Consider the following 25886-nt stretch of genomic DNA (forward strand, 5'->3'; position numbering starts at 1 on the left):
CGGTCCGGAGTCGGCCGGATGCTCGGCTTTCGGTGCGGGGCCGGGGCCTCAGGGCGAAGGAGACCCCAGCCGACGCCGGCCCCAGGCACGAACGGCCCCGGGGTGACCTGCGTAGACTCCGCGCCGTGCCTCCGTCACCACGTCGTCGTCGACTCGTGTCGTTCTGGTTAGTCACTCTTCCGGTCTGGGTGGTCTCGATCGCCCTCGGCGGTGCATGGGTCGCGATCGGGGTCTTCTGGTCCGTCGACAGCTGGCAGGCGACGCACCGAGGCATCGAGGGACGATTCATCCCTCTGGTCGAGGACTGCGGCCCTAAGGACTGCCACTGGTACGGGACCTTCGAGTCGGCCGACGGCGCGCACGACGTTGACGGCGTCCAGTTCTCCAGCGGCTTCGGGGAACCCCAACCCAAGGCGACCGAAGCGGCGATCGACCCGGTCGTGATCGCGCCGGGCGGGTCTGACGTCTACAACCCGCACGACAAGACTTGGACCTTCGCCTGGATCATGGCGGCGCTCGGCCCATTCGCCACGTGGGCGCTGATCGCGGGGATGAGCCAGGCTCGGGAGGATTGGTTGCGCAAGCGTCTGGAGCCAGATGAGGAGAGCGATCAGGTCGTCGAAACCCGACGACGGCCGAACACAACGGCGTGACGTTGGGGCTTGCCCAGCGGGCCGGGTGAAGTCGAGCGCCGGGGAGCACAGTGGGGTGCGCGAGCGAGCTTGCGAGCGAAGCGCGGGGCCCCGCGGTGCTCCCCGGCGCTCGCACGCGCGGCGGAGCCGCGCCTTGAGTCAGTAGAGAAAGTCCTCACGAGGGCCGAGCAGAGCGTGGTGTCCTGTGCCAGGTGATGTGCGACCGAGTCGTGCCAAATGATCCGCGACACAGCTAGACCAAGCAGAGGTGATGCCTCTCCCGCACGGGCCCGCCGCGCCAAACCTTGTCCGGCGCGTGCTGACAGACTGCAGCCATGTCTGCGATCGAGTCTGGCCGCGGAGAAACTGCCGAGGTCAAGCAGTTCCTCTACCACTGGTGGAACCAGAGCGAGCCGGCCCTCGGGGCAACACACTTCGGGGTCTCGGCGCAGGTTCTGATTGGCACCACCACCAGCGATCCGGCCGACTCCTTCGACTGCATCCTGTGTTCACCCTCCATGTTCGCCGAGCAGTTCAGCGTTGAGAAGTGGGGCGATGACGGGTTCGCTGTGGATGTGCTGCCCGGCGGTGAAGTACTCCCCGTGGCCGGCGTCTGGCTCATGCGGAGTTGGTCCCCGGCCGCATTCGAGTCGGCCGTCGATCGACTCATCAAGGCTTGCAGCCCCGCGCCCGATTGGGGAGAGCTTGCGGCTCGCATCGGGCGTGTCCTGCCCTGGGAGTACGACTACAGGCACGACCGCACCACTAACCAGCATGCCGGGCTTCAGAACCCTGGCCGATCCTTCTGGGCCGAGGGCTGAGTGTGGGTCTGCTGCACGGATAGGTGACGTTGATGATGTAGGGGTCCGCGTCGTCCGGGCGTGTGACTCTATCGGTGACTGACGGCCTGCTGGCCTGTCCTGGAACTGATCCGTCCGCGCTCGGGCGGCGTGGGCCGCGGTCACCGATTCCGTCGCCGATCCGGGTCGGGTTGCTGCAAGGGTCTCGATCAGTACGGGCTCTCGGTAGCGTGACCAGCGCACTCGCAGCGCTTCGGGGGCCGTGACCAGTAATGATCTGATCTGGCGGATCACCGCGACGCGCGCCTTGACGGCGCTGCGCCGCACGATCAGCAGCATGCGGATCTGTTCGACGACGCCTTCGCCGGTCTTGGCCTGCGGAAGTGACTCGGGCTCGCCCAACGCCTGGGCGGCGGCAGCGTAGGCATCGATCGGATCAGACTTGCCCCTGCGGCGTTGGGCGCGGCGGGGACGGATGACCTCTCGGAACGGCACACCTTCACCACTCAGGTAGCGGGCGAGCCCGGCCCCGTAGGACCCGGTGCCCTCGACGCCGATGAGGCCGACCCGGCCGAAGGAACGCACGAATCTCAGCAGTGCCTCATAGCCGGCCGACGTCGCCGGAACGGCCCTGTCACCGAGCTTCGCTCCAGTGGCCGACAAGACGGCCACGTGATGCATCTCGGAATGGGTATCGACGCCCGCGACGATGGCAGGCGCCCCGACGACGTCAGTGCTGAAAGTTGTCATGATGACCTTGTGCCCTTCGCTGATGGGCACGTCGGCCAGGGGTCGGGCAGACAAGACGTTGACGGGGCTGACCAGGCTCGTATGAAGTCATGCTCGCCTCTGGCCGACATGCGTCGGACCGCGGCCCACGCCGCCCGAGCGCGGACGGATCAGTTCCAGGACAGGCCAGCAGGCCGTCAGTCACCGATAGAGTCACACGCCCGGACGACGCGGACCCCTACATCATCAACGTCACCTATCCGTGCAGCAGACCCGAACGATCATGAGCACCACGAGCGTGAGCCAGATCGACCGGACGACCAACCGTCGACGTCTGATGACGCCGGACGAGCTGGCCGAGTATCTGGGTGTGACCCTGCACTGCGTCTACGCGTGGTCGAGCCGCGGCGGTGGGCCGAACGTGGTCCGTGTCGGCGCCCGGCTGCGTTACCGGCCGGACGACGTCGAGGCGTGGCTGGATCGCGTCACCGATAGCGGCGCGGCGGGCTGACCGATGCCTCGGAAGCCGATTGAGCCGGGACGCTGGGGGCACATCGCTCGTACGGAGATCGCCCCCGGCTCCTGGCGAGCGCGTGCCCGGTACCGCGATGTGTCCGGGGTGCTGCGCACTGTCGAGGCCCGGGGCCGTTCGGGCGCTGCCGCTCAGCGCGCGCTCGAGGACAAGCTGCACCAGGCCAGCACCCACGGCACGAGTGCTGGCGGTGCTGGCCTCACGCCCGACACTCGCATGACGGTGGCTTTCGATCAGTGGGTGTCCGAGAAGCGGGTCGAGGGGCAGATCACCCCGCAGTCGCTGACGACGTACCTCGGCGTGCTGGAGCGGGACCTGCGTCCGGCGTTCGGGGCGTTGCGGGTACGGGAGGTGACACCTGTCTCGGTGAACCGGGTCCTCATGGCGCTGAGCGCGGCGCAGAAGTTCGACACCGCCCGGCAGGCTCGCAACGTGCTGTCGCAGGTCATGATGATGTGCGTGCGGTACGGGGCCGCGCCGTTCAACCCGGTGCGGGACGCGGTCACCGTGCGCAAGCCTCGGCGTGATGAGGTCCGCACGCTCGGGCTGGAGGACATCGCCCTGCTGCGGAAGGCCGTGCGGGAGTGGGAGGACCGTCCCGCGCTCCCCCGAGGTAAGCGGAACATCACCCTGCTGCCGCAGATCGTCGACACGATGCTCGGCACCGGTCTGCGGATCGGTGAGTGCCTGGCACTGCGGGAGGCGGACCTTGAACTCGAGGCCCTGATCCCGACGCTCACCGTGACAGGCACCATCGTCCGAGTGGAGGGCCGGCTGCTGCGGCAGTCCAAGCCCAAGTCGGATACATCGCGCCGCACGATCACGCTGCCGGACTTCGTGGTCGCGGCCATCACCGAGGCGCTGGACCTCGGGCTCGACGGTGGGCCGGATGCTCTGGTGTTCCCGTCGACCAACGCCACGCCGCGCGCACCGAGCCGGATCCGCGACCAGCTCCGCGACGCCCAGGCCGCTATCGGCACCAAGGTCACGCCGCACGACTTCCGCCGCACCGTCGCTACCCAGGTCGCGAACTCGACGACCATCGCCAACGCGACCGCGCTGCTCGGCCACGCCGACGAGGGCACCACCGTGCGGCACTACGTGAAGCGGACCCATGTCGCGCCAGACCTGCGCGTCGTCATCGATCAGCTCATCGAGCAGTCCACGGCGACCCCCACCGACGAGCGTGTGCGCCATGACCGGCGCTAGAGGGTCACGTCTGGGAGGGCGTCGACTTCACGAGCTCGTTGAGTCGTGCCACGAACTCCTCGGTCGCGGATCGTCCGTAGCACCCCGAGCCCGAAAGCGACTCGCTGAACCAGTGGCGCCAGATCGCGTCGACCTGCTCGACGGTGATCGATCCGCCGTCGAAGAGGTGCTTGGCGATGGGCTCGGCTTCGAGCTCGTATTCGTCAATCGGGGCGCCACCCGGCTTGCCTGGCTCCAGACCGTACGGATCAGCGTCGTTCAGCAGGGCGACGACGCCCGACACCGTGCTCGTCCACTGCCTGTCTCGCCCGTTCACTCAGCAATGATGGCTCAGCGCGGGAGGCAATCCGGTGAGTTTCCGGTGACCTGGAAACGACGAAGGGCCCCACGTCCGCATGATGCTGCGGGTGGGGCCCTTCGGGTGGCGGTAGCGGTGGGATTTGAACCCACGGTGGACTTGCACCCACACACGCTTTCGAGGCGTGCTCCTTAGGCCGCTCGGACACGCTACCTCGCCGGACGAACCGGCCCACCGAGGATACCCAATGGATCGGCAGACTCGAAATCCGGGCGACGGCGGGCGTCTCGGCGCCCGCCGTCGCCCGGATGATCGGGTCAGACGCAGGGCGCCCCGGCGTCCCAGGAGCCCTTGACGTCGCTGCCGGGCAGCTCGCCGCGGGTCCACCACTGGGCGGTGTGGTTCACGCCGGCCCGGGAGACGACGTCACCGGTGGAGTACGTCTTGCCCGCGTCGAACGCGGGCGCGCACTGCTCGGCGTCCACCGGGTGGTCGCCGTGCTCGCCGACGACCTTCCACGGGTCCTTCTTGGCCTCCACCGACGCGGGGGCGACGCCGCGCGTCCACCACTTGGCGGCGTACTCGACGCCGTCGTGCGAGACGACGTCACCCGTCGTGTAGACGCCCGTCGGGTACCAGGGCGCGGCGCCCTCGCCGTCGACGAGGGGGCCGGGCGTCGCGGCCTGGAAGGTGCGGACCAGCGCGGAGCTGAGGTCGCGGTCGGAGTCGCCGGCGATGTCCCACAGGTAGGCGCCGCCGAAGCCGTTCTCGGCGAGCCACTCGGCCTTGGCCGTCACGGAGCGCGGGGTGTCGAGCGTCCACCACTCGTCACCGTTGAAGTAGTAGCTCTGCCCGGCCTGCTCGTCGTAGTGCTCGGTGAAGCCGCCCTCGGCGAACCGGTCCTGCAGCTGCGCGTAGTACGTGAACGGCAGGGAGCCTTCGCTGGCGGGCGCGCCGGGCGTCGGGTCGTCGACGCCCTTCCACCCGTACCCGTACGCGGCCAGGCCGAGCACGAGCTGGTCGCCGCGGTACCCGGCGTTCTTGTAGGCGTTCATGAGGCCGTCGGCGGCGAGGCCCCAGTTGGCCGACTGGCTCGGGTCGGCGTACGAGGGGTACTCGTGCAGGTTGCCCTGGTGGCCCGTGCTGCCCGCCTGCCACGGCCCCACGTAGTCGTAGCCCTGGATGTTGAGGAAGTCCACGACGGCGGCGAGCCGCGGGTCCACCCACCCGCCCTCGGTGCGGCCCGCCCACGACGCCGGGGCGAAGCCGGTGATGAGGTAGCCCTCCCCGGTGGTGGCGGTGCGCGCGTCGAGCTCGGCGCGCAGCAGCTCCGCGAAGGCCAGGAAGTTCTCCTTGTCCGCCTCCGGGTGGTCGCTCGGGTGCTCCCCGCCCACGACCGGCCACTCCCAGTCGATGTCGAACCCGTCGAAGATGCCCGCCGCGGCGCCGTCGCCGCCCTTGACACCGTGCTTCGGGTCGTCGACGACAGGCAGGTTCCCGTCGAGGTACAGGTCGATACAGGAGTCGACCAGCCGCTGCCGGTTCTCCGGCGAGCTGACCGCGTCGGAGAAGTTGTCCGACCAGGTCCAGCCGCCCAGGGAGATCAGCACCTTCAGCCCGGGGTTCGCCGCCTTGAGCTTCTTGAGCTGGTTGAAGTTGCCCGCCAGCGCCTGGTCGGCGCCGTCGGCCACGCCGTCCACGGCCTGTCCGGCGCCCTTGAGCTGCACGTAGTCGTTCAGCGGGTCGCCCTCCATGTGCCCCTCGGGCAGCCCGGTCTCGGGGTCGATCGCCCCCTCGTCCGGGTCGACGCGGTCGGTGATGTCGCAGACGAGGTCGGTCGTGACGTTGCCGAAGGCGTAGTTGAGGTGGGTGAGGTCCTCGACCGCCCCGGAGCGCTGCAGGTCGGCGACCTCGAACCCGACGTCCTGCGGGCCCCAGCCCGGGAAGTAGGCGGGGGTCTTGAAGCCGTTGACGCCGTCGGCGTCGTGCACCGACGCGGCGGTGGGCAGGGGCGGGGTCGACGGCGCGGGGGCGGCGGAGGCCCCGCCGGCGGTCAGCCCGACGACGGCGGCGGCCGCGGCGAGCGTGAGGGCGCCGTGGCAGCGCGGGGACGGTCGGTGTCTCATCGGGAGCCTCGTTGCTTCCTCCGGGCGCACCCGGATCAGGATTTGTTCGGGCTCCTGCACAATACCGTGGGCGTGCCTGGCTGACCAGCCCTTGCCCAGGTCAGCGCGCGCTTCCGCGCCCCGTCACGTCCCGTCGTCGCCGGAGTCGAAGACCCGCGAGTACAGCGCGGCCGCCTCGTCGACGACGGAGCGCGCCACCGACGCCACGGGGGTGGTCGCGTCGAGCAGCGGCTCGCAGTCTGGACCGCGACCGACCACGTCCCCGGTGAGCACCCACGGGAACCGCTCCGGCGTCATGAGGTGCGCGTACTGGCACAGCTGGCGCGCCACCCAGTGCTCCACGGGACGGTCCCACCACGGCTCCGGGTCCAGCGGGTTCACGCTCAGGCCGGGGAGCAGGCACCCGCTCTCGTGGTCGCGGCTCTCGGTGCCGGCGTCGGCCACCGGCCCCGCGCTGAACCGCACGTACAAGCGCTCCGCGACGGCGAGCAGCGCGACGACGTCCCCCAGCGAACGCAGCCGGGGGACGTCGTCGAGCGTGACCGGACCGTCCGCAAGGTGCAGTCCCATGTCGTGCTCCCGGGTCAGAACACCGGCTTGCCGCCCGTCACGCCGACGACGGTCGCGGAGACGTAGCTCGCGTCGCGCGGCGAGGCGAGGAACACGAACGCCGGCGCCACCTCCGCGGGCTGGCCGGCCCGCCCGAGCGGCGTGTCCTGCCCGAACTTCTTCAGCTTCTCCTCCGGCTGCGTGGCCGGCTGGAGCGGCGTCCAGATGGGGCCGGGGGCGACGGCGTTCACGCGGATGCCGCGCTCCCCGAGCTCGCTCGCCAGGTTCACCGTGAGGTTGTTGATGGCGGCCTTGGTGGACGCGTAGTCGAGCAACGACGACGACGGCTGGTAGGCCTGGATCGAGGAGTTGTTGATGATGCTGGAGCCCTCGCCCAGGTGCTTGAGCGCCGCCTGCGTGACCCACAGCAGCGCGTACAGGTTGGTCTTCAGCACGCGGTCGATCTCGTCGGTCGTGATGTCCTCGACGGAGTCACGACGCGCCATCTGGAACCCCGCGTTGTTCACGAGGACGTCGAGCCCGCCGAGCTCCTCGACCGCGCGGCCGGGCAGGCCGCGCGCCGTCGTCTCGTCGGTGAGGTCGCCGGGCAGCAGCGCGGCCTTCCGGCCCGCCTCGCGGACCCACCGCGCCGTCTCCTGCGCGTCCTCCTCTTCCTCCGGCAGGTAACCGATCGCGACCTCGGCGCCCTCGCGCGCGAACGCGATCGCCACCGCCCGCCCGATCCCGGAGTCGCCGCCGGTGACCAGGGCGCGCAGCCCGTCGAGCCGGCCGGAGCCGCGGTAGCTCTCCTCGCCGTGGTCGGGGGTCGGGGTCATCGCGCCGGTCAGTCCCGGCGGCTCCTGCTGCTGGGCGGGGAACGACTGCTGGTCGTCGGCCATGCTGTCCTCCTCGGGTCGTGGCTCGGCCGCGGGGTCCGTGCTCGCGGGGTCCGTGCTCGCGCGGTGCGTCGTCACGCGGCACGACGGCGCGCGAGCTGCGCCTCGTGCACGTGCGGCCGCTTGGCGGGCTGCACGGCGGCGAGGGCGTCGCGGATGCCCTGCTTGGCGAGCCGGCCGAAGCCCTCGCCCGCGGCGAGCTGCGCCATCATCTGGGTGGCGGCCTCGCGCAGCGTGGCGCCGGTCGCGCCCGCCGCCTCGGTGAGCATGTTCTCTGCCGTGTCCTCGTCCACGCCGTGCGCGGCCATCAGCACGCCCTTGGCGCGCTCGATCGACGCGGCGGAGACGAAGGCGCTGTCGAGGGCGCGCCGCACGTCGCGCTGCACGGCCTCGCGCTGCACCGGCGTGACGTCGACGACGTAGCCCGCCACCTCGGGCGGACCGTCGCCGCGGGAACGCCGGGCCTGCGCCGTCACCAGCAGGGTGCGCGTGCGGCCGTGCGCGTCCACCACGCGCCGGGCCGTCACGACCGGACCGCCGGTGCCGAGCGCGCGGGCGGCGCCGTGCACCACACGGTCGCGGTCGTCGGGGTGCAGCTTGGCCTCGAGAGTCTCCGGCCCGGGCTCGAGCGCGCCGGGCTCGTGGCCGAGCATCGCGTCGACCTCGTCGGACCACCACCACCGCCCCGTCCCTGCCTCGGCACGGTAGGAGCCGGTGAGCAGGTGGGTCCCGACCGCGAGCGCGGAGACGAGGTGGTCGGTGTCGGCGGGAGTTGTCGTCGTCATCGTGACCTCCGAAAAGCAGAGAGTCGGTGCCGCTTCCTGACGCCGGAACCTTCACGCTAGCGCCGCCGCGCGCGGACGGCCACCTCACCCGGCGTCGAAGCGGTCCTCGCCCTCCTCGTCGGGGTCGTCCTTCGGCTTCTCGCCCGGGACGGCGCCGACGTCGGCGGCCTTGCCGTCGCTGTCGTGCGCCGCCCGCTCGCGCTCCGCCTGGCGGCGCGGGTCGTCCTCTTCCGCGCGGTTCGGCTCCGTGGGGTGCTCGCTCATCCTCGTCCTCCTCGGGCTCGGCATCGGGTCGGTCTCGACACGTCGTCCCACCCTCGGGCGGGTCGGCGCTCCCCGCATCCGGGGCCACGGCGGCGAGCAGCCGGTGCCCGCCCTAGGGTCGAGTGGTGGCGTCGAGGAGGGGCGCTTCGCCCGACGCACGCGACGGACGCACGCGATCCAGGAGGCACGATGACCGCGCACCGGCACGCAGACCCGCCCGCCGACCGGCCCCTGGCGAGGTTCGCCGCCGAGCTCGAGCGCGCGGAGCGCCTCGACCCGTTGGCGAGCCTGTACGACCGGATCTCACGCACCGCGGTGCCCTCGCCGGGCCGCGTGCGCGACGAGTTGCGCGGCCGCTCCGTCGGGCATCCCGTGCACAGCGTGCTCACCGACCTGCCGATCGGGCTGTGGGCGAGCGCCGTCGCTCTCGACCTCACCCGGCCGCGCGGCCACGCCGACGCCGCGCGTCGCCTGGTCGGCCTCGGGCTGCTCGCCGCCCCTCCGACCGCGCTGACGGGCCTGGCGGACTACCGCGCGCTGGGCGTCCCCGCCCGCCGCGTCGCCGCGCTGCACGCGACGTGCAACGGCGTCGGCACCCTGCTGGCGCTCGCCTCGTGGCGCGCCCGACGTCGCGGCCGCACCGGGCTCGGCGGGCTGCTCAGCCTGGCCGGCCTGGGCGCGGTCGGCGCGGGCGGGTACCTCGGAGGCCACGTCGCGCAGGCGATGCGGGAGCCCCGGCACGTCCCCGGGGCCGGGTGAGCGCGGCTACCGCGTGCGGCGCTTACCGCGTGCGGCGCTCCGAGCGGTTCTGGAGCAGGTCTGCCATCGTCTCGGCGACCTGGCGCATGTCGCCGTTGCCGCCGGCCGCGAGCGCCACGATGCGCGCCGAGATGTCACGCAGCGGCAGGTTGGAGTGGTTGGAGGCCTCCCGGAGCCAGTCGAAGGCGCCGTCGAGGTCCGTGCGGAGCGCGCACATGACGACGCCCTTGGCCTGCTCGATCGTCGCGCGGTGGGCGGCCGACGCGCGGATGCTCGCCGTCGCCCGCACGTCGGCGATGCGCGCGACCGCGGGCGTGACGTCGGTGAAGTAGCCGACCAGCTCGCAGACCGCGCCCGCGGCGTCCTTGCGCCCCTCCCCCACGACCGCGAGCGTCCGCTCCTCGCCGTGGGCGTCCATGATGCGGTGCACGCTGCTGAAGGGGGCGCCGGTGGTGCAGGCGCGCTGCAGCACCTGGCTCACCCGGGCCCGGTCGTCGGGGTGCTTGTGCGCCAGGATGAGCGCGGTGGTGGGGACGACGTCGCCCGGCTCGAAGCCGTGGATGCGGTACGTCTCGTCCGACCACCACCAGCGCCCCGTGGCGAGGTCGTGCCGGTACCGGCCCACCGGATGGCTGGTGCCGAGGGCCAGGGTGCCCTCGATGTCCCATGAAGTGATGTCCGTCATGTGGATCCTCCCGTCGTGGCGGATCGCGCCGCTGGAGATGAGCCGCCTCATGACTCCCCACGACCGTAGCCCGCTTCCGCGCGGGTGAACAGCGCGGGTGCCCCGGACGACGCACCGCCGGGTGGCGACCATGTCCGCGGAGCGCGCACCATCGACGGTGCGGGGACCGTCCGCGGTCGCCGCGGACCGGATGTCCAGCAGCGCGGCACCCGGTTCCCCTGACAGGTGATCCGCGTCATCGGGTCGGTGGCGCGTCCGTGACGTCCGCGAGCGCGCCCACGCGCCGTCGACGTCTCGGACACCGTCCGGGCCGCCGCGCAGGCCATGGCCCAGCACGACGTGCTCGCACCTGGCCGACGGGTGAGCACCCCGCACCGGTGGTTCACTGGCGGCGTCGGTGCAGCAGCTCGCCGGCCGAGGGGCACCAGCCCCGACGGCGGAAGGACGCAGCGGTGCGCGCACTGACCTGGCAGGGCAAGGAGCACGTGAGCGTCGAGGACGTGCCGGACCCCCGCGTCCAGGAACCGACCGACGCCGTCGTCCGCGTGACGTCCACCGCCATCTGCGGCTCCGACCTGCACCTGTACGGCGTGCTCGGGATGTTCCTCGACGCCGGCGACGTGCTGGGGCACGAGGCGATGGGCGTGGTCGAGGAGGTCGGGGGCGACGTCGAGCACCTCGCCGTCGGCGACCGCGTCGTCGTCCCGTTCGGCATCGCCTGCGGGCACTGCTGGATGTGCTCGCGCGGCCTGCAGAGCCAGTGCGAGACGACGCAGGTGCGCGACGAGGGCAAGGGCGCCGCGCTCTTCGGGTACACGCGGCTGTACGGGCAGGTGCCGGGCGGGCAGGCGCAGTACCTGCGCGTGCCGCAGGCCCAGTACGGCCCGGTCGTGGTGCCCGACGACGGCACGCCCGACGAGCGCTGGCTCTACCTGTCCGACGTGCTGCCCACGGCGTGGCAGGCGGTGGAGTACGCGCACGTGCCCGACGGCGGCAGCGTCGTCGTGCTCGGGCTCGGACCCGTCGGCCAGATGGCCGCCCGCGTCGCCCTGCACCGCGGGGCGAGCACGGTGGTCGGGATCGACCCGGTGCCCGAGCGGCGGATCATGGCGCAGCGGCACGGCGTGATCACCTTCGACCCGGCCGAGCGCGGGGTGCGCACGGCGGTGCGCGACCTCACCGACGGCCGCGGGCCGGACTCGGTGATCGACGCCGTCGGGATGGAGGCGCACGGCTCGCCCCTGGCCGAGACGGCGCAGAAGCTCGTGGGCCTGCTGCCCGACCTGCTCGCCGCCCCGCTCACCGAGAAGGGCGGCGCCGACCGGCTCGCCGCGCTCCTCGCCGCCTGCGCCCTGGTGCGGCGCGGCGGCACGGTGTCGCTGTCGGGCGTCTACGGCGGCGCGAAGGACCCGCTGCCGCTGATGCAGATCTTCGACAAGCAGCTCACCCTCCGCACCGGCCAGGCGAACGTGCGGCGCTGGACCGACGACCTGCTGCCGCTCGCCTCCGACCCGACCGACCCGCTCGGCGTGCTCGACCTGCGCACCCATCGCCTGCCGCTCGAGGACGCGCCGGAGGCGTACCGCACGTTCCAGCGCAAGGAGGACGGCTGCATCAAGGTCGTGCTGGACCCCTGGGCCGCCGCGACCTGAGCCCCTCGGCAGGGCCCCGGAGCCCGATGTTACGATCAGTAACATCAGTCCGCACCTCCGGAGGCCGCCGTGCACCAGACCCCTCGTGTCCCCGCCGCCGAGCGGCGCGCGATGCTGGTCGCGGCGGGCGTCGAGATCGCCCGGGCCGAGGGCGGGCGCGCCGTCACCCTGGCGCGCGTGGCCGAGGCGGGCGGGGTGACCAAACCGATCGCGTACCGCCTCTTCGACTCCCTGGCCGACCTGCTCCTCCAGATGGAGCGGCACGTCGTGGCCGGGTACGAGACGGTCGTGACCGAGGCGCTGGAGCGGGCCGCGGCCCGCGGCGTCTCCCGCCCGGAGGTCCTCGAGGTCCTGGCGCGGACCTACGTGGACCACAGCCTGGGCGCGGGCGAGGTGTACGACACGGTGTCGGCCGCGCGCACGGCCGCGCAGGACGTCGAGCAGCACGTCTTCGAGCTGCCGGCCTCCGCGCCGCGGCTCGCCGAGGCGCTCGGCGTCCCGGCGGGTCGGGAGACCGGGATGCTCGTCATGTTCCTGGGCGCGGCGGACAACCTCGTGGCCGCCGTCCAGGCCGGCGTCCTCGACCGGGACGCGGCCGTCGACCACCTGGTCGCGCTCTTCGCGCCCCAGCTGCCGGCGGGTGACGCGCCGTGAGCACGCTCGCGGTGGTCGGCAGCGTGTTCGGGCTCGGCGTGGCGGGGCTGGATCCGTTCGGCGCGCTGCTCGTCGTCCCGGCGCTGGCAGCCGGCGCCCGGCGACGCGTCGTCCTGCTCTTCTTCGCGACGGCCTGGCTGACCACCGTGCTGACCGGGCTCGTGCTCGGCGAGTCCGTGCAGCACGTCGTGGCGTGGCTGCGCGACGCCCTGTCCGTCCCCGACCCGGTGCGCCTCGTGGCCCAGCTCGTCGCGGCCGCGGGCCTGGGCGTCTGGGCCGCGCGCCGCTGGGTGCGCCGGCACGACCCCGCCCCCGAGCGGAAGCGGTCCGTGCTGGCCGGCCCGGTGGCGATGTCGCTCGCCGGCATCTTCTGGGGCGTGTCCGCCCTGAGCGACCCCACGTTCTACGCGCTGGCCACGGTGGGCGCGAGCGCGCCCTCCCTGCTCGCCGGCGCCGCCGTCTTCACGGGCTGGTTCCTGGTCAGCCAGGCGCCCCTGTGCCTGGTCGTGCTCGCCCTGGCGGCGGGGAAGGACTCGCCTCCCGTCCGGCGCGCCGTCGCGCTCGCACGGCGGACGGCGCGGCCCGCCGCGGACGTCCTCACCGCGCTGCTGGCCGCGACGGCCGTGCTGCTCGCGGCCAACGCCGCCACCTTCGTGTCCGGCGGGGCCTACTGGCCCGTGTAGTCCTCCCGGAACGCCCGCCGGCGCGCGTACTCGTGCAGGCGGTCGAGGGTGGCGAGCTGCCGCTGTGCGCGCTCGCCGAGCTCGCGGAACTGGGCGGGGTCGAGCCCGAGCTCGGCGGCGTGCTCCTCCAGCGTCTGCCAACCGCCCAGCTTGCCCGCGACGGCGGACCGCATGAGCTCCGCCTCCAGCACCACCGACATCGGCGACCGCTCCACCACCCGCCCGTTGAGCTTGAGCCGCCCGAGCCGCTCCGCCACGCCCGCCAGGAGCTGGCGGTGACGCCGGCGCGGCAGGCCGAGCTCCCGCAGCAGCTGCTGGTACAGCTCGCGCTCCCCGCGGATCTGCTCCGCCACCTCCGTCAGCTCGGCGTGCAGCGGCAGGTCGGCGTAGTCGCCCACCATCCGCTCGATGCGCCCGAGGCCCGCCGTGGCACCCGTGAGATGGTCCGACAGGTACAGGGCGAGCAGCTCCCGGTCCACCTGCGGGGGCACCTCCGGGTGCGCTCCGCGCAGCGGCAGCGTGGACGCGCCGGCGGGCCGCGTGGCCGACGGCCGCAGCGGCGCGGAGCCCAGCCCGCGCCCCTCGGCCATGCCCGCCACGACCTCCTGGAGCGCGTCGCCCGCCGACGTCCGCGCCCGCCAGCCGAGCTCCGTGACCGCCCGCGTCGTGTCCATCACGGGCGCGCCCATGGCCATGTCCACCCAGCCCGGGTCCGCCGCGACGGCGTGCGCGGCGTACGCGAGCGACACCGCCGCGCGCACCGCCGCGGGCGGCACCTCGACGAGACGGCCGTGGTCCACCAGCCGGGCGACGTCGTCGCCGCGCAGCAGGTCGGCGGCGGCCACGTTGAACGCGCCGCCCGCCCGGCGCAGCAGCACGCGCCGGTAGGCGTCCGCGGCGTCGTCGGCGTGCACGGCCTGGAGCCGCAGCCCGGCGGGCAGCGGCAGCAGCGGCGGGCGGCCGAGGCGCAGCAGGCCCACCGGCAGGACCCTCCCGACGAACAGCCTCGTCACCTCCGCGCCCGCGTCTCCCTGGAAGACGAGCGCGGTGCGCAGCCGCGCGACCGTGACGCCGGGGTGCGCCCGCTCCAGGTCGTCCAGCACGTCCTCCTGGGCGGCCTTGTCGACGCTGTAGTGGGAGGTCGCGATGCCGTCGGCGGGCCAGTCCTCGGCGCGCGGCACGTCGTCGTCGACCGGCGCGTACACGCCGACGGACGACGCCGCGACGAGGTGCGGCACGCCGGCCGCGACCACCGCCCGGGCCACCCGGCGGGTGCCCTCCACGTTGACGGCGCGCAGCAGGTCCCGGTCCCGGTTCGGCTGGATCAGCCACGCGAGGTGGACGACGGCGTCCGCGCCGCGGAACAGCCCCGTGAGCCGCGCGACGACGGCGTCCTCGTCGTGGTCCGCCAGGTCCACGGCCGCCCACTCCGCGCGCCGGTACGGCTCGGCCGTCCGGTCGGGCAGCCGACGCGCGACGCCCAGGACCGAGGTCACCTCCGGCTCGTCCGCCAGCACGCGCAGCACTGCCGTCCCGACGTTCCCCGTCTGACCCACCACGACGACCCGCATGCCGCACACCGTGTCACCGGCGGCCCGTGCCCGCAGACGAGCCGCGTCGGGCCAGGTGACGGCTCAGCCGGTCAGCACGTCCGCGGCGCGGCGCAGCGCGACGACGAGCGCGCCGGCGACCAGGTGGTCGTCGTCGGAGCCCTGTCGCGACTCCCGCACCGCGGCCTGCAGGCGGTCCACCGCCCGGACGAACCTCGCGCCGGGGTCGTCCGCCGCCGACGCAGCGGCGGCGTCGGACGCCGCGTCGTCCGCCGGCGGGCGCAGGGCGTCGGCGAGGGCGCGCACCGCCGCCGCGAGCTCCGGGCGCAGCCGGGGCCCGAACGCGACGTCGTCCCGCCCGGCCGCCTCCCAGCCGACCAGGAGCCGCACCACCTCGTCGACCACCTCCGCGGTGGTCCCGAGCAGGTGCGCCTCCCGGGACTGCGACCGGGCGCGCTCGCCGTGCCGCCTGGCGCGCGGGTTGCCGCGCGACGCCTCCTGCGAGTGCGCGACCGCCGCCCGCGCGGCCTCGATCGTGGGAGACAGGGCGTGACGACGCCGCTCCCACTCCTCCGGGTCGAGCGGCCCCTGGTCGTCGAGCCAGCCCGCCAGGTCGTCGAGCTGCTCCACGAGGGCGTCGCGCAGGCCGCCCAGCGCGAGCCCCGACGGGGTGAGCAGCAACGAGGGCAGCAGGAGGTTGACCGCCGTCCCGATGGCCGCCCCCACCAGGACCAGTCCCGCGAAGGCCCCCACGTACTCCGCGTCCTCCCCGCGCCCCAGGACGAGCACGAAGATGGCCGAGTTCGCGACCCACGCGCCCTGTCCCCCGAACACCCGCCAGCCGGAGCACAGCAGCGCCACCCCCACGACGAGGGCCACCGACAGCACCCCCGGCGCCAGCACCGTGTCGACCACGATCGCGATCGCGGCCCCCAGCAGCAGCGCCCCCACGCTCTGCGCCGACTCCCGGACCGACCGGGCGAGCGTGCTCGTCGTGGCGATGACGGCGCCCAACGGGGCGTAGTACGGGTACTCGGAGAAGGGCGCGGGCGCGACCACCCCGACCAGCCAGGCGAGCGCCGCGGCGACCGCGCCCCGGGTCGCGAGCGACCAGCGGGGGTGCCGCACCCAGGTGCGGTGCGCGGCGGCGGGCGCGCGCCTCCACCACGGCACCGCGCCTTCCGTCATCGGCCCTCCGACGGGAGCTCCGCCGGCAGCTCGGCGTAACCCGGCGCCAGGCGCACGCGACGCGCGTCGCCACCCGGGGCCCCGGCGTCCACCGCCGCGACGTCCTCCCAGCGCACGAGGAACGTGCCGCGGTGGCGGCGGCGCACGAGCTGCGGGATCGGCCACGGCGACCGCACGTCGGTGCGCTCGTACCCGTGGAACGACCCGGCCCCGCGCGGACCGACCAGCAGCCCGACCAGGCGCGCCCCGCCGACGGCGTCCCGCCGCGCCTGCGCGCTCAGCGGCGGGTCGTGCTCCGCCTCCTCGCGGTCCTCCCCCGCGCCGGGCCGGTCGTCCGGCTCGTCGACCACCTCGACCGCCAGGCGGACGTCGACGACCACGCCGAGGGCCGCTCCGTCGGGCCCGACGACGCGCGCGTCGAGCAGGTCGCCGACGTTCATGCCCCCGCCTCCGGGTCGTGCCGGCCGCCCGGGATGCGCGCGATCAGGCGCTCGCGGACCCAGCGCTCCACCCACACCGCGTCGAGGGCGTCCGAGGGCACGGTGAGCTCGAGCGCCGTGCCGACGTGGCCGACGTCGTCCCACGCGATGCGGGGCATCTGGCTGTCGGGCACGCGACCGCCGAACAACCGGGTGGCCAGCACCGGGCCGACGAGGATCGCGTCGACGTGCACGTCCCGGCCGGCCTCGACCTCGCCGCCGTCGGGCCCGGCGAGCGCCAGGTCGTCCACCACCCCGGCGGGCTCGCCGTCGACGTCGAGCACCTGCCGGCTCAACAGGTGCAGGCAGGCGTCGACGAGGCGCACCTCTCCCCTCGGCTCCGTCATGACCCCGCTCCCGTCGCGATCATCAGCGGGATCGCCGCGACGGCCGCGACGACCACGATCACCAGGTACACCGTGCCCAGCGCGTTCACCACCCGCCCGTTGACGTGCTCGCCCATGTACTCCGGGTCGTTGGCGACCACGAGGATCGGCACGTACGTCAGCGGCAGCGCGACGGCCGAGAAGACCACCGACATCTCCGTCACCGCCACCGGGTCCACGCTCGTCATGAGGATCCCGACGGCGAGCAGCAGCGCCACGATCATCGTGAGGTGGAAGCGCGCCGCCCGCGCCGGCCGGCGGAACTTGCCCCACGACCAGCCGAGGTACTGCGCCAGCGTGTACCCGCTGGACAGGGCCGTCTCCAGGGCGGCGCCGAACGTCGCGGCCACGATCCCGAGGATGACGACGGCGAGCAGCAGCACGCCGCCCGCCTGCGCGACCGGCAGCACGATCTGGGACAGCGACGACACCTCGATGCCCGCCGGCATCAGCACGACGGCGGCGCACCCGGCGATCGCGAGCGAGAGCAGGCCGCCCAGGGGGAAGCCGAGCAGCACGTTGAGCCGGTTGGTGCCGAGGTCCTTGGCGGTCCACCTCTCCTCGACGGCGCCGGAGGAGAAGAAGAACACCTCGTACGGCGTCATCGCCGCGCCGAACAGCGCGATCGCGTAGTACCAGTACGACGCCGGGTGCTCGGTGCCGGGCGGCGACGGCGGCACGGCCTGGCGCAGCAGCTCGCCCCAGTCCGGACCGAGCTGGAACAGCGCGATCGCGAACCCCACGAGCAGCAGCCCCATGAGCCCGGCGACGTTCTCCATGACCTGGAACTTCACGCGCCACAGCACGAGCCACACCGCGAGCGCCGCGACCGGGATCCACAGGCGCGGCTCCACGCTGCTCGCGAGGTGCAGGGCGAGCGCGATGCCCCCGACCTCTGCGGTGAGCGTGAGCAGGTTGATGGCGAACGACGCGAGGAGGTTCGCCCCCGCGGCCCGCGGGCCGAGGCGCTCGCGGATGATCTCGAAGGTGGCGCGGCCGCTCACCGCCGCGACCCGCCCGGACATGCTCGCGAACAGCACGATGCCGACGACGCCCAGCACCACCACCCAGGCGAGCGACATGCCGAACCGGGACCCGACGACGGCGTTGGTCACCAGGTCCCCGATGTCGACGAACCCGCCGATGGCGGTGAGGATGCCGAGCGCGGCGGCGAGCAGCTTCTTCACGGCCCGCCCGCCTCGGCGAGGGCGGCGTCGGTCGCGTCGAGGGCGGTCGCGAGCTCGGAGAGCGCATCGTCGGCGGACGCCGGCACCTCGGGATCGGCGCCGGCGGCGCCGGCGAGGTCTCCCCCGGACCGGACGGCCACCCAGGAGCGCGCCGCGACGACGGCGTCCGAGACGTCGCCCACCGCGGCCAGACCGGTGGTCCGGCGGGCGGCCGACGCGGCGTCGGGCGGGACGAGCGTCGTGAGCGCCGACTCCGCGTCGTCGAGCACGCGCAGCTGGTCCAGCAGCGCGGCGTCGGCGACCGGGCCCGTGATGCGCCCGTCGTCGAGCAGGCCGACGGCGATCCGCGCGGTCTCGCCCGCCGAGCCTGCCTCGGCGAGCGCGCCAGCCACCGCCGCGGTCGCCTGGCCGGGCTCCTGCCGGCTGGCGACGCACCCCGTCCCCGCCAGCAGGGTCGCGAGGGTGACGACGAGCGCGAGGCCGGCGGCCGCGAGCCGGCGTCGTCGTGTCTCCTGCGTCACGCCCTGATGATCAGCACGGCCGGCGAATGCCCGCATGCCGGGCCTGCTCGGCGTCGTTCCCAGCGACCGCCCACCCCTCGCAGCCGTTTCCCAGGATGCCCCCAGTGCCCACCTGAACGGGAGGTGTCCACTGGGTGTCATCCCCACCCACGGACCACGACCGGTCCCCGTCCCCCGGAGCCCGCATGCCTCCCGCAGCCTTCTACGCCGTCGACCTCGTCGCCGTCTCGATCCTGACATTCGCCCTCTACTTCCCCCGGCACCGCCGCCGCGACCTGGTGGTCGCGTACCTCGGCGTCAACGTCGGCGTCCTGGCGGTGTCGGCCGTGCTGGCGTCGAGCTCGATCGCCGCCGGGCTCGGGCTGGGGCTGTTCGGCGTGCTGTCGATCATCCGGCTGCGGTCCAACGAGCTGTCGCAGCGCGAGGTGGCGTACTACTTCGCGGCCCTGGCGATGGGCCTGCTGGGCGGTCTCGGCACGTCGGGCGGCTGGATGAGCATCGCGGGGACGGCCCTGATCCTGCTCGTCATGGCCGTGGCCGACCACCCCCGCCTGCTCGCGCGGCACGCCAGCCAGACGATCGTGCTCGACCAGGCGATCGCCGACGAGCACGAGCTGGTCGCCCGCCTCGAGCTGCTGCTCGGCGGCGCCCGGGTCCGCTCCGTCTCCGTGCAGGAGCTCGACCTCGCCGACGACACGACCCGCGTCGAGGTGCGCTACGAGCTGCCCCGCGAGGAAGCCCGCCCTGTACCCCCGGCGGCCGAGCCGCAGGACCGCCCGCTGGCGGTGGCGCGGTGAGCGGCGCGGCGACGATCGCGCGGGCCGACGGCGCGGTGGCCGAGGTCGTGGCGCGCGGCCTGGCGGGCGGCGACGGCGTCAGCCTCGAGGAGCTCGACGCCACCGCCGCCCTGCAGACCAGGGTCGACCGCAAGTACGTGCTCACCCCCGCCGAAGTCGGCGCCATGCTCGCGACCCTCGCCGCACAGGCTCGCCCCCGGGTGCTGGAGATCGGCGGCGAACGCGCCTTCACCTACGCCTCCACGTACTACGACACGCCCGACCTGCTGACCTTCCGGATGGCCGCGCGCCGCCGGCGGCGGCGGTTCAAGGTCCGCACGCGCACCTACGTCGACACCGGGAACACCACGTTCCTCGAGGTCAAGACGCGCGCCGCCCGCGGCGTCACCGTCAAGGAGCGCTGCGCGTGGGAGCTCGCCGCCCCGCTGGACGGGGCGGGCCTGGAGTTCGTCGACGACCGGCTCGCGGCCGCCCACCTCGACGCACCGCCGTCGTCCGCCCTCGCGCCCGTGCTGCGCTCGTCCTACCGCCGCACGACCGTGCTGCTGGACGACGCCCGCCTGACCCTCGACACGGGCCTGCGGTGGCGGCTCGCCGGGCCCGGCGCCTCCTCCCCCGACACACCCGGCGCACCCGGCACCGCCGACGTCGGCGACCTCGTCGTCGTCGAGACGAAGGCCGGTACCGCGCCGTCGTCCGCCGACCGCGCCCTGTGGCGCGCCGGCCACCGCCCCGACCGCATCTCCAAGTACGCGACCGGGCTCGCCACCCTGCGGCCCGACCTGCCCGACCACCCCTGGCGCCGCCTCCGGCGCGAGCGGCTCGGCTCCGCCTGACCTCACCACCCGAGAGGACCCGAACCATGCGCATCCCCCGCCCGAAGAAGATCTGGACCCGCACCGTGGCGCTCGCCGCCGCGGGCACCCTCACCGTCGGCGCGCTCGCCGCGTGCAGCGACGGCTCCGCGACCGCGACGTCGGACGGCTCCGGCACCACCACCGCCGAGATCTCCGCGACGGACAACTCCGGCCGCTCGGCCCAGGACGTCCTCGCGGACAACCTCTCGTCCGACGAGACCGCCGCGCTGGCCGACCAGACCTGGGACACGGCCGACGAGGTCGCCGTGACGCTCGACGGCGACTCTGCGTCGGCCTCCGGCGACGGCGTCACCGTCGACGGGTCGACCGTGACCATCACGCAGCCGGGCACGTACCGGATCTCCGGCACGCTCGACGACGGCCAGGTCGTCGTCGACTCGTCGGTCGACGGCGTCGTGCGCCTCGTGCTCGACGGCGCGGACGTCACCAGCTCCACCGGCGCCGCGATCGACGTGCAGGACGCCGACCAGGTGTCCGTCGTGCTCGCCGACGGCTCCACCAACCGGCTCGAGGACGCCGCGGAGTACGCGGACACGACGTCCGACAACGCCGCCAACGCCGCGCTGTACTCGACCGCCGACCTCGCGATCTCCGGCGGCGGCGCGCTCGACGTGGTCGGGAACGCGAACGACGGCATCACCGGCAAGGACGGGCTCGTGATCACGAGCGGCACGATCACCGTCGACGCCGCCGACGACGCGATCCGCGGCAAGGACTACCTCGTCGTCTCCGGCGGCACGATCGACGTCACCGCCGGTGGCGACGGGCTGAAGTCCGACGCCGACGACGACGCCACCGCCGGGTACGTCGCGCTCACCGGCGGCGACGTCACCGTCGACGCCGGCTCCGACGGCGTGCAGGGCTTCACCGACGTCGCGATCACCGGCGGCACCCTCACGGTGACCGGCTCCGAGGAGGGCGTCGAGGCCGCGACCATCGCCGTCTCCGGCGGCGACACCGACATCATCTCCACCGATGACGGGCTCAACGCGACCGTCAAGGAGGCCGAGGACGACACGGCCACCGACGACACCACCACCGACGACACCACCGACAGCACGACCGACGGCACGACGGACGGCACGACGGACGGCGACCAGCAGGCGCAGCAGGAGCCGCCCGCGGACGGCGAGATGCCGACCGGCGAGCCGCCCGCGGACGGCGAGATGCCGGAGCCGCCCGCCGACGGGGAGATGCCGCAGGGCGGTGGCGACGGGGAGATGCCGCAGGGCGGTGGCGGCGGCGCCCCGATGGACCAGGTCATGGCGGGCGCGTCGATCACCGTCACCGACGGCACGCTGCACGTGGACGCCGAGGGCGACGGGCTGGACTCCAACGGCGTCGCGGAGATCAGCGGCGGCACGATCGTCGTCGAGGGTCCGACGAACGGCGGGAACGGCGCGCTCGACGTCGCCGGCGCCCTGGACGTCACGGGCGGCACGCTGCTCGCGGTGGGCTCCTCGGGCATGGCGGAGGCCCCCTCGGAGGGCTCGTCACAGGGCTGGGTGGCACTCACCGCCGACTCCACGCTCGACGCCGGGACCGAGGTCGCGGTCGTGGACGCCGACGGCACGCAGGTCGCGACGATCACGCTCTCGAAGACCGCGCAGTCCGTCGTCTACACCGGCCCGGAGATCACCGACGGCGACACGTACACGCTCACCGCCGACGGCGACGAGGTCGGCACCGCCACCGCGGGCGAGGCGCCCGCGGGCGGCATGATGCCCGGCGGCGGTCAGGGCGGCGACCAGACCGCGAGCTGACCCCGGCACGCTGTGAGCGGGCGTCTGGCCCCGTTCCGTTCGGAAACAGGGCCAGACGCCCGCTCACAGCACCCGAGCACGCAGGGTCAGGACGCGAAGATCCCGCGCAGCCAGTCGAGCAGGTCGCGCACCGCGTCCACCAGTCCGCCGTGCCCGCCACCGTGCCCGCCGCCGTGCCCGCCGCCGTGCCCGCCGCCGTCGCGACCGTCGACGGTCACGGGGTCGGACGTCGCGACGACCGGGTCCTGCCCGGCGACCGTGGCGGTGACCTCGACCGACAGCTCGTGCCCGACGTCGGGCTGCTTCACCTGGTACGTCGCCCGGTCGCCGCGGCCGCGGACGGGCTCGCCGTCGCGCAGCCAGCGGTAGGTGAGCCGGGCGTCGTCCCGCGTCCACTCGCCCGGCACGGCGGTGAGCACCGCGCCCTTGGCCGCGTCGCCCTCGATCGACGGCGCCACCGTGTTCTCCAGCGGCACCGTCACCTCCGGCAGCACCTCGATGGCGGTCGGGTCCTCGACGGGGGCGAACCGCGCGCCGGCGTCCGCGGGCGCGGCGTCGGTGAGCTCGAGCAGGCCGTGCAGGTCGATCGACCCGTCGGCGGCGATCTCGGGGCGCACGCCGTCGAGGTCGGTCGAGACGAACCAGCCCTCGTCGACCGCGGACGCGCCGCCGAGGCTCCAGTGGTTCGACGGGTCGGTCAGCAACGACGTGTCGTCCTGCCGCAGCACGACGGTGTCGAGGCCCGTGTTGCGCCACGAGATCACCCCGCGGGCCTCGAACGCCGTGGCGGCCGCGTTGGTCTCCAGCCGCACGCCGCGGTCGTTCCCGACCGACGTCACGCCGTCGACGCGCACGTCCGGGCCGGAGTTCGACGTGACGCCCGTGCCGAGGTTCCCGTAGCTGACCGCGTTGCGGAGCAGGTGGTCGCCCGGCATGGACTCGCCGCCCAGCTTGAACCCGTTGCCCTCGCCGGTGCGCGACGGGTCGTCCGAGAGCCAGCCGTTGTCGTACGCGACCGAGTCCTCGATGACGACCGTGCCGATGGGGCCGCTGATCGACTTCGCGAACAGGTCCCAGCCGTCGTCGATGTTGTTGTACGCGATGTCGTGGCGGAACACGTTCCCCTCGCCGACGGTGAGCTTGGCCGCGAAGCCGTCCGCGTCGTTGCCGCCCGCGTCGGCGTTGTGATGCGCCACGGACGAGACCACGAGGTTGTGCGACGGCCACATCGACGGCGGCTCGGCGCTGCGGCCCGAGATCTGCAGCCCCGTGTCGGCGTTGTGGTGCGTCTCGACACGCTCGACGACGTTGTGGTGCCCCTCGATCAGCATCGGCTTCGCCTTGTCGAGCGAGCCGGTGATCTCCAGGTCGTACACGTGCCACCAGTCGCCGCGCAGCACGAGCCCGCCGTCGGGCGACTGCGACAGGTCGAGCACCGCGCGCGAGCCGGGCTCGGACATGAGCGTGATGGGCGCGTCCTGCGTGCCGTCCCGCCCGCGCTCGACGACGACCTTGCGCGGGGGCGTGTAGGTGCCGGGCGCCAGCACGATCTGCTGCCCGGCCTGCGCGTACGCGACCGCGGTGTGCAGGTCGAGCGGGGACGCCGCGGTCCCGTCGCCGTCGGGTGTGCCGTCGGGGGCCACCCGGATCGACTGGCCCGGGAGCCCGTACGAGTCGACCGTGACGGTCAGCGGCACGTCGACCGGGTCGGTGGACTCCAGCTCCTCCCGCTCGCCGAGCTGCGGCTGCTCCGCGTCCGGCAGCAGGCGGGCGGTCAGCGCGTTCTCCCCCGGCTGCAGGTCGACCGTCGCCAGGGTCCGTTCCCCGGGCGCGAGGTCCAGGCCGTCGACCACGACGTCGCCGTCCGCGTCGAGCACCTGGCCGGTGCCGTGCATGTTCGCGACGAACGGCAGGTCGATGCTGCGCTCCGGGGTGGTGCGCGTGACGTCCACGGCCAGGGTGGCCGGCACGTACTCGGTGGGCGGTTCCTGCGCGGCCTCGTCGTCCTCGGGTCGGATCGTGGTGAAGTCCCAGTCGGTGACGGTCACCAGGATCTTGCGGGCCACGGCCATGCCGACGTACAGGCGGTCGGGGTCCTGCCGCTGCAGCAGCCCGGGGTCGTAGTCGATGACCTCGAGCTCCTCGCCGTCGCGGTGCCAGACGGCGTGGTACCCGGTGTTGGAGCGGCGCAGGGAGAGCGTGAGGACGTCGCCGGTGGCGAACTTCGGGCCGGAGACGTCGGGCCGCCAGCCCGGGTCGAACTCGGCGGAGTCGCTCTGGTCGCGCGCACCGCCGCCGTTGTCCGTAGCCGGCCCGGTGTACCCGGTGACGAACCGGCCGCCCGGCATGCCGTCGTGCGTCGTCCCCGAGCCCTCGCCGAACCGCGTCGCCAGCGCGCCCGCGGAGTTGAAGTAGCGCGCGGCCGAGTCGTCGGGCACGAGCGTGTCGACGGCGATCACCCCGAACCCGGACTGGTTGTCCTTCGCGGACGCGTCGTCCACCCGGAACGTCGCGGTGAGCGTGAAGTTCTCCGTCTCCGGGTCGACCTCCGTGTAGAAGTACTGGAACCCGTCCTCGGACGTCGCGAGCTTCGTGCTGGACTCCCGCGCGTCGAACGTGATCGTGCCGTCGGCGTTCTCGGTGACGGACCCGCCGGACCCGGCGTTCGAGCCGACGTCGGCGGTCTTCCAGCGCTCGACGGCGGTGGCGACGGTGACCTCGGTCTCGGGCCCGGCCGCGGCCTCGTCCCCGCGCTGCGCGACGACGCGCAGCCGGTACGTGGCGCCCGGGACGAGCCCGGTGACCTGGGCGCTGGTGCCGGTCACGCCGTCGACGGCGGCGGTCCAGCCGTCGCCCTCGGCGACCTGGACGGCGTACGACGCCGCCTCCGGCACCGCGCCCCACTCCACCGTGACCGTCGCGGCGCCGCCGGCGACCGCCGTCGTGAGCGCCGAGGTGATCTCCGGCACCGCGAGGGGCAGCACGAAGCCGTCGTGCGCGGCACGCGCGGACACGTGCGCGTCCGCCTCGCCGTAGCGGGTGACGGCCACCTCGACCTCGTGGTCGCCCGAGGCCGCCGGGGTGAGCGCGACCGTGCCGCCCGGGCCGTCCTCGACGGTCAGCGCCTGGTCGACGACCGCGCCCGCGGCGTCGTACAGGGTGGCCCGTGCGACGTCGCCGCCGTCGGCCCCGAGCAGGCCCGTGAAGTCCACGAGCAGGGTGCCGGGGCGCTCCGGGTCGACGCGGACGGCGTCGACGGTCGGCGCCGCGGCCTCGGACCACGCGGCCCGCACGCCGAGGTCCACCGGGCCGAGCTGGGCCGCGTACACGCTCACGCCCGAGCTGGGCGAGGCGAGGTAGTAGTCCCCGGGAGCGGTGACGTCCATCGCGGCGGTGGCCACGGGCGTCGCGGCGTCGTCGGCGGGCGCGACCACCCGGGCGACCTCGCCCGCGGCGTCGTAGAGGGCCAGTGCCCGGTCGGCGCTGCCGCTGCCGCTGCGCGTGCTCACGACGACCTGCGTGGGCACCTCGTCGGCCGCGACCGTGAAGTGCAGCGACCGTGCCTGGGCGGTGCCCGTGCCGTTGAGCTTGATGCGCTGGGTGAAGCGGTCGCCCCGGTCCGAGACGCGGTCGGTGCCGTCGACGTCGACGCCCTTGGACTCGGTGGCGTGGATGGTGAAGTCGGTGCCGGTGTCGACCACCGTGGTGTACGCGCCGGGCTCCAGGGCGTTCGCGTCGAGCGCGCCGCCCGTCCCCGCGGCGACCGCCGTCAGGGTGCCGGTGAGGGTGAGTGCCGCGGCGGCCAGTACCGCCAGCGACGTGCGGGTGCCCCGCCCGATCGGTGCCATGGATCTCCTCGTCGAGACGCCCTCGTTCGCCGTCGA

The 25886-nt window shown here is 73.9% G+C and carries 25 protein-coding genes, 1 tRNA gene and 1 pseudogene; 11 read left to right on the forward strand and 16 right to left on the reverse strand.

What is annotated here, in order from left to right; all coding sequences use genetic code 11:
• Positions 1 to 188: 188 nt before the first annotated feature.
• Together ABZ493_RS03775 and ABZ493_RS03780 are read left to right on the forward strand one after the other, a co-directional pair.
• A complete protein-coding gene (locus ABZ493_RS03775; protein ID WP_430580843.1) occupies positions 189 to 653 on the forward strand; it encodes a hypothetical protein in 465 nt (154 codons plus the stop codon).
• A gap of 314 nt (positions 654 to 967) precedes the next feature.
• Positions 968 to 1453, forward strand: a complete 486-nt coding sequence (locus ABZ493_RS03780; protein ID WP_430580956.1) for an Imm8 family immunity protein — start codon at positions 968 to 970, stop codon at positions 1451 to 1453.
• A 255-nt stretch (positions 1454 to 1708) separates the two neighbouring features.
• Here the strand turns inward: ABZ493_RS03780 and ABZ493_RS03785 are convergent.
• A pseudogene (locus ABZ493_RS03785) lies at positions 1709 to 2182 on the reverse strand (transposase); the annotation flags it as partial.
• Positions 2183 to 2444: 262 nt separating this feature from the next.
• Here ABZ493_RS03785 and ABZ493_RS03790 point away from each other — a divergent pair.
• A complete protein-coding gene (locus ABZ493_RS03790) occupies positions 2445 to 2672 on the forward strand; it encodes a helix-turn-helix domain-containing protein (RefSeq protein WP_430580844.1) in 228 nt (75 codons plus the stop codon).
• Positions 2673 to 2933: 261 nt separating this feature from the next.
• Entirely contained in the window at positions 2934 to 3902 is a 969-nt protein-coding gene (locus ABZ493_RS03795; RefSeq protein WP_430580845.1) for a site-specific integrase, read from the forward strand.
• A gap of 4 nt (positions 3903 to 3906) precedes the next feature.
• On the opposite strand, the gene ABZ493_RS03800 is transcribed toward ABZ493_RS03795, so the two are convergent.
• The 7 genes from ABZ493_RS03800 to ABZ493_RS03830 all read right to left on the reverse strand — a co-directional run bounded on the left by ABZ493_RS03800 (position 3907) and on the right by ABZ493_RS03830 (position 8820).
• Complete coding sequence (locus tag ABZ493_RS03800) at positions 3907 to 4218, reverse strand: hypothetical protein (RefSeq protein ID WP_430580846.1); 312 nt, start codon at positions 4216 to 4218, stop codon at positions 3907 to 3909.
• A gap of 106 nt (positions 4219 to 4324) precedes the next feature.
• Positions 4325 to 4414 (reverse strand) — tRNA-Ser (locus tag ABZ493_RS03805).
• A 103-nt stretch (positions 4415 to 4517) separates the two neighbouring features.
• Positions 4518 to 6326, reverse strand: a complete 1809-nt coding sequence (locus tag ABZ493_RS03810) for a glycosyl hydrolase family 18 protein (RefSeq protein ID WP_430580847.1) — start codon at positions 6324 to 6326, stop codon at positions 4518 to 4520.
• 123 nt (positions 6327 to 6449) lie between these two features.
• On the reverse strand, positions 6450 to 6896 hold the full coding sequence (locus ABZ493_RS03815) for a DUF6098 family protein (protein ID WP_430580848.1): 447 nt from the start codon (positions 6894 to 6896) through the stop codon (positions 6450 to 6452).
• A 14-nt stretch (positions 6897 to 6910) separates the two neighbouring features.
• Positions 6911 to 7774: an SDR family oxidoreductase gene (locus ABZ493_RS03820; protein ID WP_430580849.1), complete on the reverse strand. Its 864-nt coding sequence runs from the start codon at positions 7772 to 7774 to the stop codon at positions 6911 to 6913.
• Between the two features lie 71 nt (positions 7775 to 7845).
• Entirely contained in the window at positions 7846 to 8556 is a 711-nt protein-coding gene (locus tag ABZ493_RS03825; RefSeq protein ID WP_430580850.1) for a PAS and ANTAR domain-containing protein, read from the reverse strand.
• Positions 8557 to 8640: 84 nt separating this feature from the next.
• Positions 8641 to 8820 (reverse strand): hypothetical protein, encoded by a 180-nt coding sequence (locus ABZ493_RS03830; protein WP_430580851.1) that lies wholly within the window; start codon positions 8818 to 8820, stop codon positions 8641 to 8643.
• A 189-nt stretch (positions 8821 to 9009) separates the two neighbouring features.
• Here ABZ493_RS03830 and ABZ493_RS03835 point away from each other — a divergent pair, with 189 nt between their 5' ends.
• Complete coding sequence (locus tag ABZ493_RS03835; RefSeq protein WP_430580852.1) at positions 9010 to 9579, forward strand: DUF2231 domain-containing protein; 570 nt, start codon at positions 9010 to 9012, stop codon at positions 9577 to 9579.
• 22 nt (positions 9580 to 9601) lie between these two features.
• On the opposite strand, the gene ABZ493_RS03840 is transcribed toward ABZ493_RS03835, so the two are convergent.
• Complete coding sequence (locus ABZ493_RS03840) at positions 9602 to 10264, reverse strand: PAS and ANTAR domain-containing protein (RefSeq protein WP_430580853.1); 663 nt, start codon at positions 10262 to 10264, stop codon at positions 9602 to 9604.
• A 452-nt stretch (positions 10265 to 10716) separates the two neighbouring features.
• Here ABZ493_RS03840 and ABZ493_RS03845 point away from each other — a divergent pair, with 452 nt between their 5' ends.
• The 3 genes from ABZ493_RS03845 to ABZ493_RS03855 all read left to right on the forward strand — a co-directional run bounded on the left by ABZ493_RS03845 (position 10717) and on the right by ABZ493_RS03855 (position 13253).
• Positions 10717 to 11916 (forward strand): alcohol dehydrogenase catalytic domain-containing protein, encoded by a 1200-nt coding sequence (locus ABZ493_RS03845; RefSeq protein ID WP_430580854.1) that lies wholly within the window; start codon positions 10717 to 10719, stop codon positions 11914 to 11916.
• Positions 11917 to 11985: 69 nt separating this feature from the next.
• A complete protein-coding gene (locus ABZ493_RS03850) occupies positions 11986 to 12570 on the forward strand; it encodes a TetR/AcrR family transcriptional regulator (protein ID WP_430580855.1) in 585 nt (194 codons plus the stop codon).
• Positions 12567 to 13253 carry a hypothetical protein gene (locus ABZ493_RS03855; RefSeq protein ID WP_430580856.1) on the forward strand — a complete coding sequence of 229 codons (687 nt, stop codon included), beginning with the start codon at positions 12567 to 12569 and terminating at the stop codon, positions 13251 to 13253. Before ABZ493_RS03850 ends, ABZ493_RS03855 begins: the two co-directional genes overlap by 4 nt.
• Here ABZ493_RS03855 and ABZ493_RS03860 read toward each other — a convergent pair.
• The 6 genes from ABZ493_RS03860 to ABZ493_RS03885 form a co-directional block, all read right to left on the reverse strand.
• Positions 13238 to 14824, reverse strand: coding sequence for an NAD-dependent epimerase/dehydratase family protein (locus tag ABZ493_RS03860; protein ID WP_430580857.1), 1587 nt, complete (start codon positions 14822 to 14824; stop codon positions 13238 to 13240). The genes ABZ493_RS03855 and ABZ493_RS03860 overlap by 16 nt on opposite strands.
• Before the next feature lie 63 nt (positions 14825 to 14887).
• Complete coding sequence (locus ABZ493_RS03865) at positions 14888 to 15991, reverse strand: FUSC family protein (protein ID WP_430580858.1); 1104 nt, start codon at positions 15989 to 15991, stop codon at positions 14888 to 14890.
• Positions 15988 to 16431 (reverse strand): hypothetical protein, encoded by a 444-nt coding sequence (locus tag ABZ493_RS03870; RefSeq protein WP_430580859.1) that lies wholly within the window; start codon positions 16429 to 16431, stop codon positions 15988 to 15990. Before ABZ493_RS03870 ends, ABZ493_RS03865 begins: the two co-directional genes overlap by 4 nt.
• Positions 16428 to 16817: a hypothetical protein gene (locus ABZ493_RS03875; RefSeq protein WP_430580860.1), complete on the reverse strand. Its 390-nt coding sequence runs from the start codon at positions 16815 to 16817 to the stop codon at positions 16428 to 16430. Before ABZ493_RS03875 ends, ABZ493_RS03870 begins: the two co-directional genes overlap by 4 nt.
• Positions 16814 to 18043, reverse strand: a complete 1230-nt coding sequence (locus ABZ493_RS03880) for a divalent metal cation transporter (protein ID WP_430580861.1) — start codon at positions 18041 to 18043, stop codon at positions 16814 to 16816. The genes ABZ493_RS03875 and ABZ493_RS03880 overlap by 4 nt, the downstream gene beginning before the upstream one ends.
• Positions 18040 to 18564, reverse strand: coding sequence for a hypothetical protein (locus tag ABZ493_RS03885; RefSeq protein WP_430580862.1), 525 nt, complete (start codon positions 18562 to 18564; stop codon positions 18040 to 18042). Before ABZ493_RS03885 ends, ABZ493_RS03880 begins: the two co-directional genes overlap by 4 nt.
• 185 nt (positions 18565 to 18749) lie before the next feature.
• Here ABZ493_RS03885 and ABZ493_RS03890 point away from each other — a divergent pair, with 185 nt between their 5' ends.
• The 3 genes from ABZ493_RS03890 to ABZ493_RS03900 are packed head-to-tail and all read left to right on the forward strand — an operon-like array spanning position 18750 to position 22002.
• Positions 18750 to 19361 (forward strand): DUF4956 domain-containing protein, encoded by a 612-nt coding sequence (locus ABZ493_RS03890; protein ID WP_430580863.1) that lies wholly within the window; start codon positions 18750 to 18752, stop codon positions 19359 to 19361.
• Entirely contained in the window at positions 19358 to 20197 is an 840-nt protein-coding gene (locus ABZ493_RS03895) for a polyphosphate polymerase domain-containing protein (RefSeq protein WP_430580864.1), read from the forward strand. Before ABZ493_RS03890 ends, ABZ493_RS03895 begins: the two co-directional genes overlap by 4 nt.
• 26 nt (positions 20198 to 20223) lie before the next feature.
• Positions 20224 to 22002 carry a carbohydrate-binding domain-containing protein gene (locus ABZ493_RS03900; RefSeq protein WP_430580865.1) on the forward strand — a complete coding sequence of 593 codons (1779 nt, stop codon included), beginning with the start codon at positions 20224 to 20226 and terminating at the stop codon, positions 22000 to 22002.
• Between the two features lie 86 nt (positions 22003 to 22088).
• Here ABZ493_RS03900 and ABZ493_RS03905 read toward each other — a convergent pair whose 3' ends face one another.
• Positions 22089 to 25850 carry a hypothetical protein gene (locus ABZ493_RS03905; RefSeq protein WP_430580866.1) on the reverse strand — a complete coding sequence of 1254 codons (3762 nt, stop codon included), beginning with the start codon at positions 25848 to 25850 and terminating at the stop codon, positions 22089 to 22091.
• Positions 25851 to 25886: the final 36 nt, after the last annotated feature.

Source organism: Isoptericola sp. NPDC019482 (genome assembly GCF_040632295.1).
In the GTDB taxonomy this organism is placed as follows: Bacteria; Actinomycetota; Actinomycetes; order Actinomycetales; family Cellulomonadaceae; genus Isoptericola.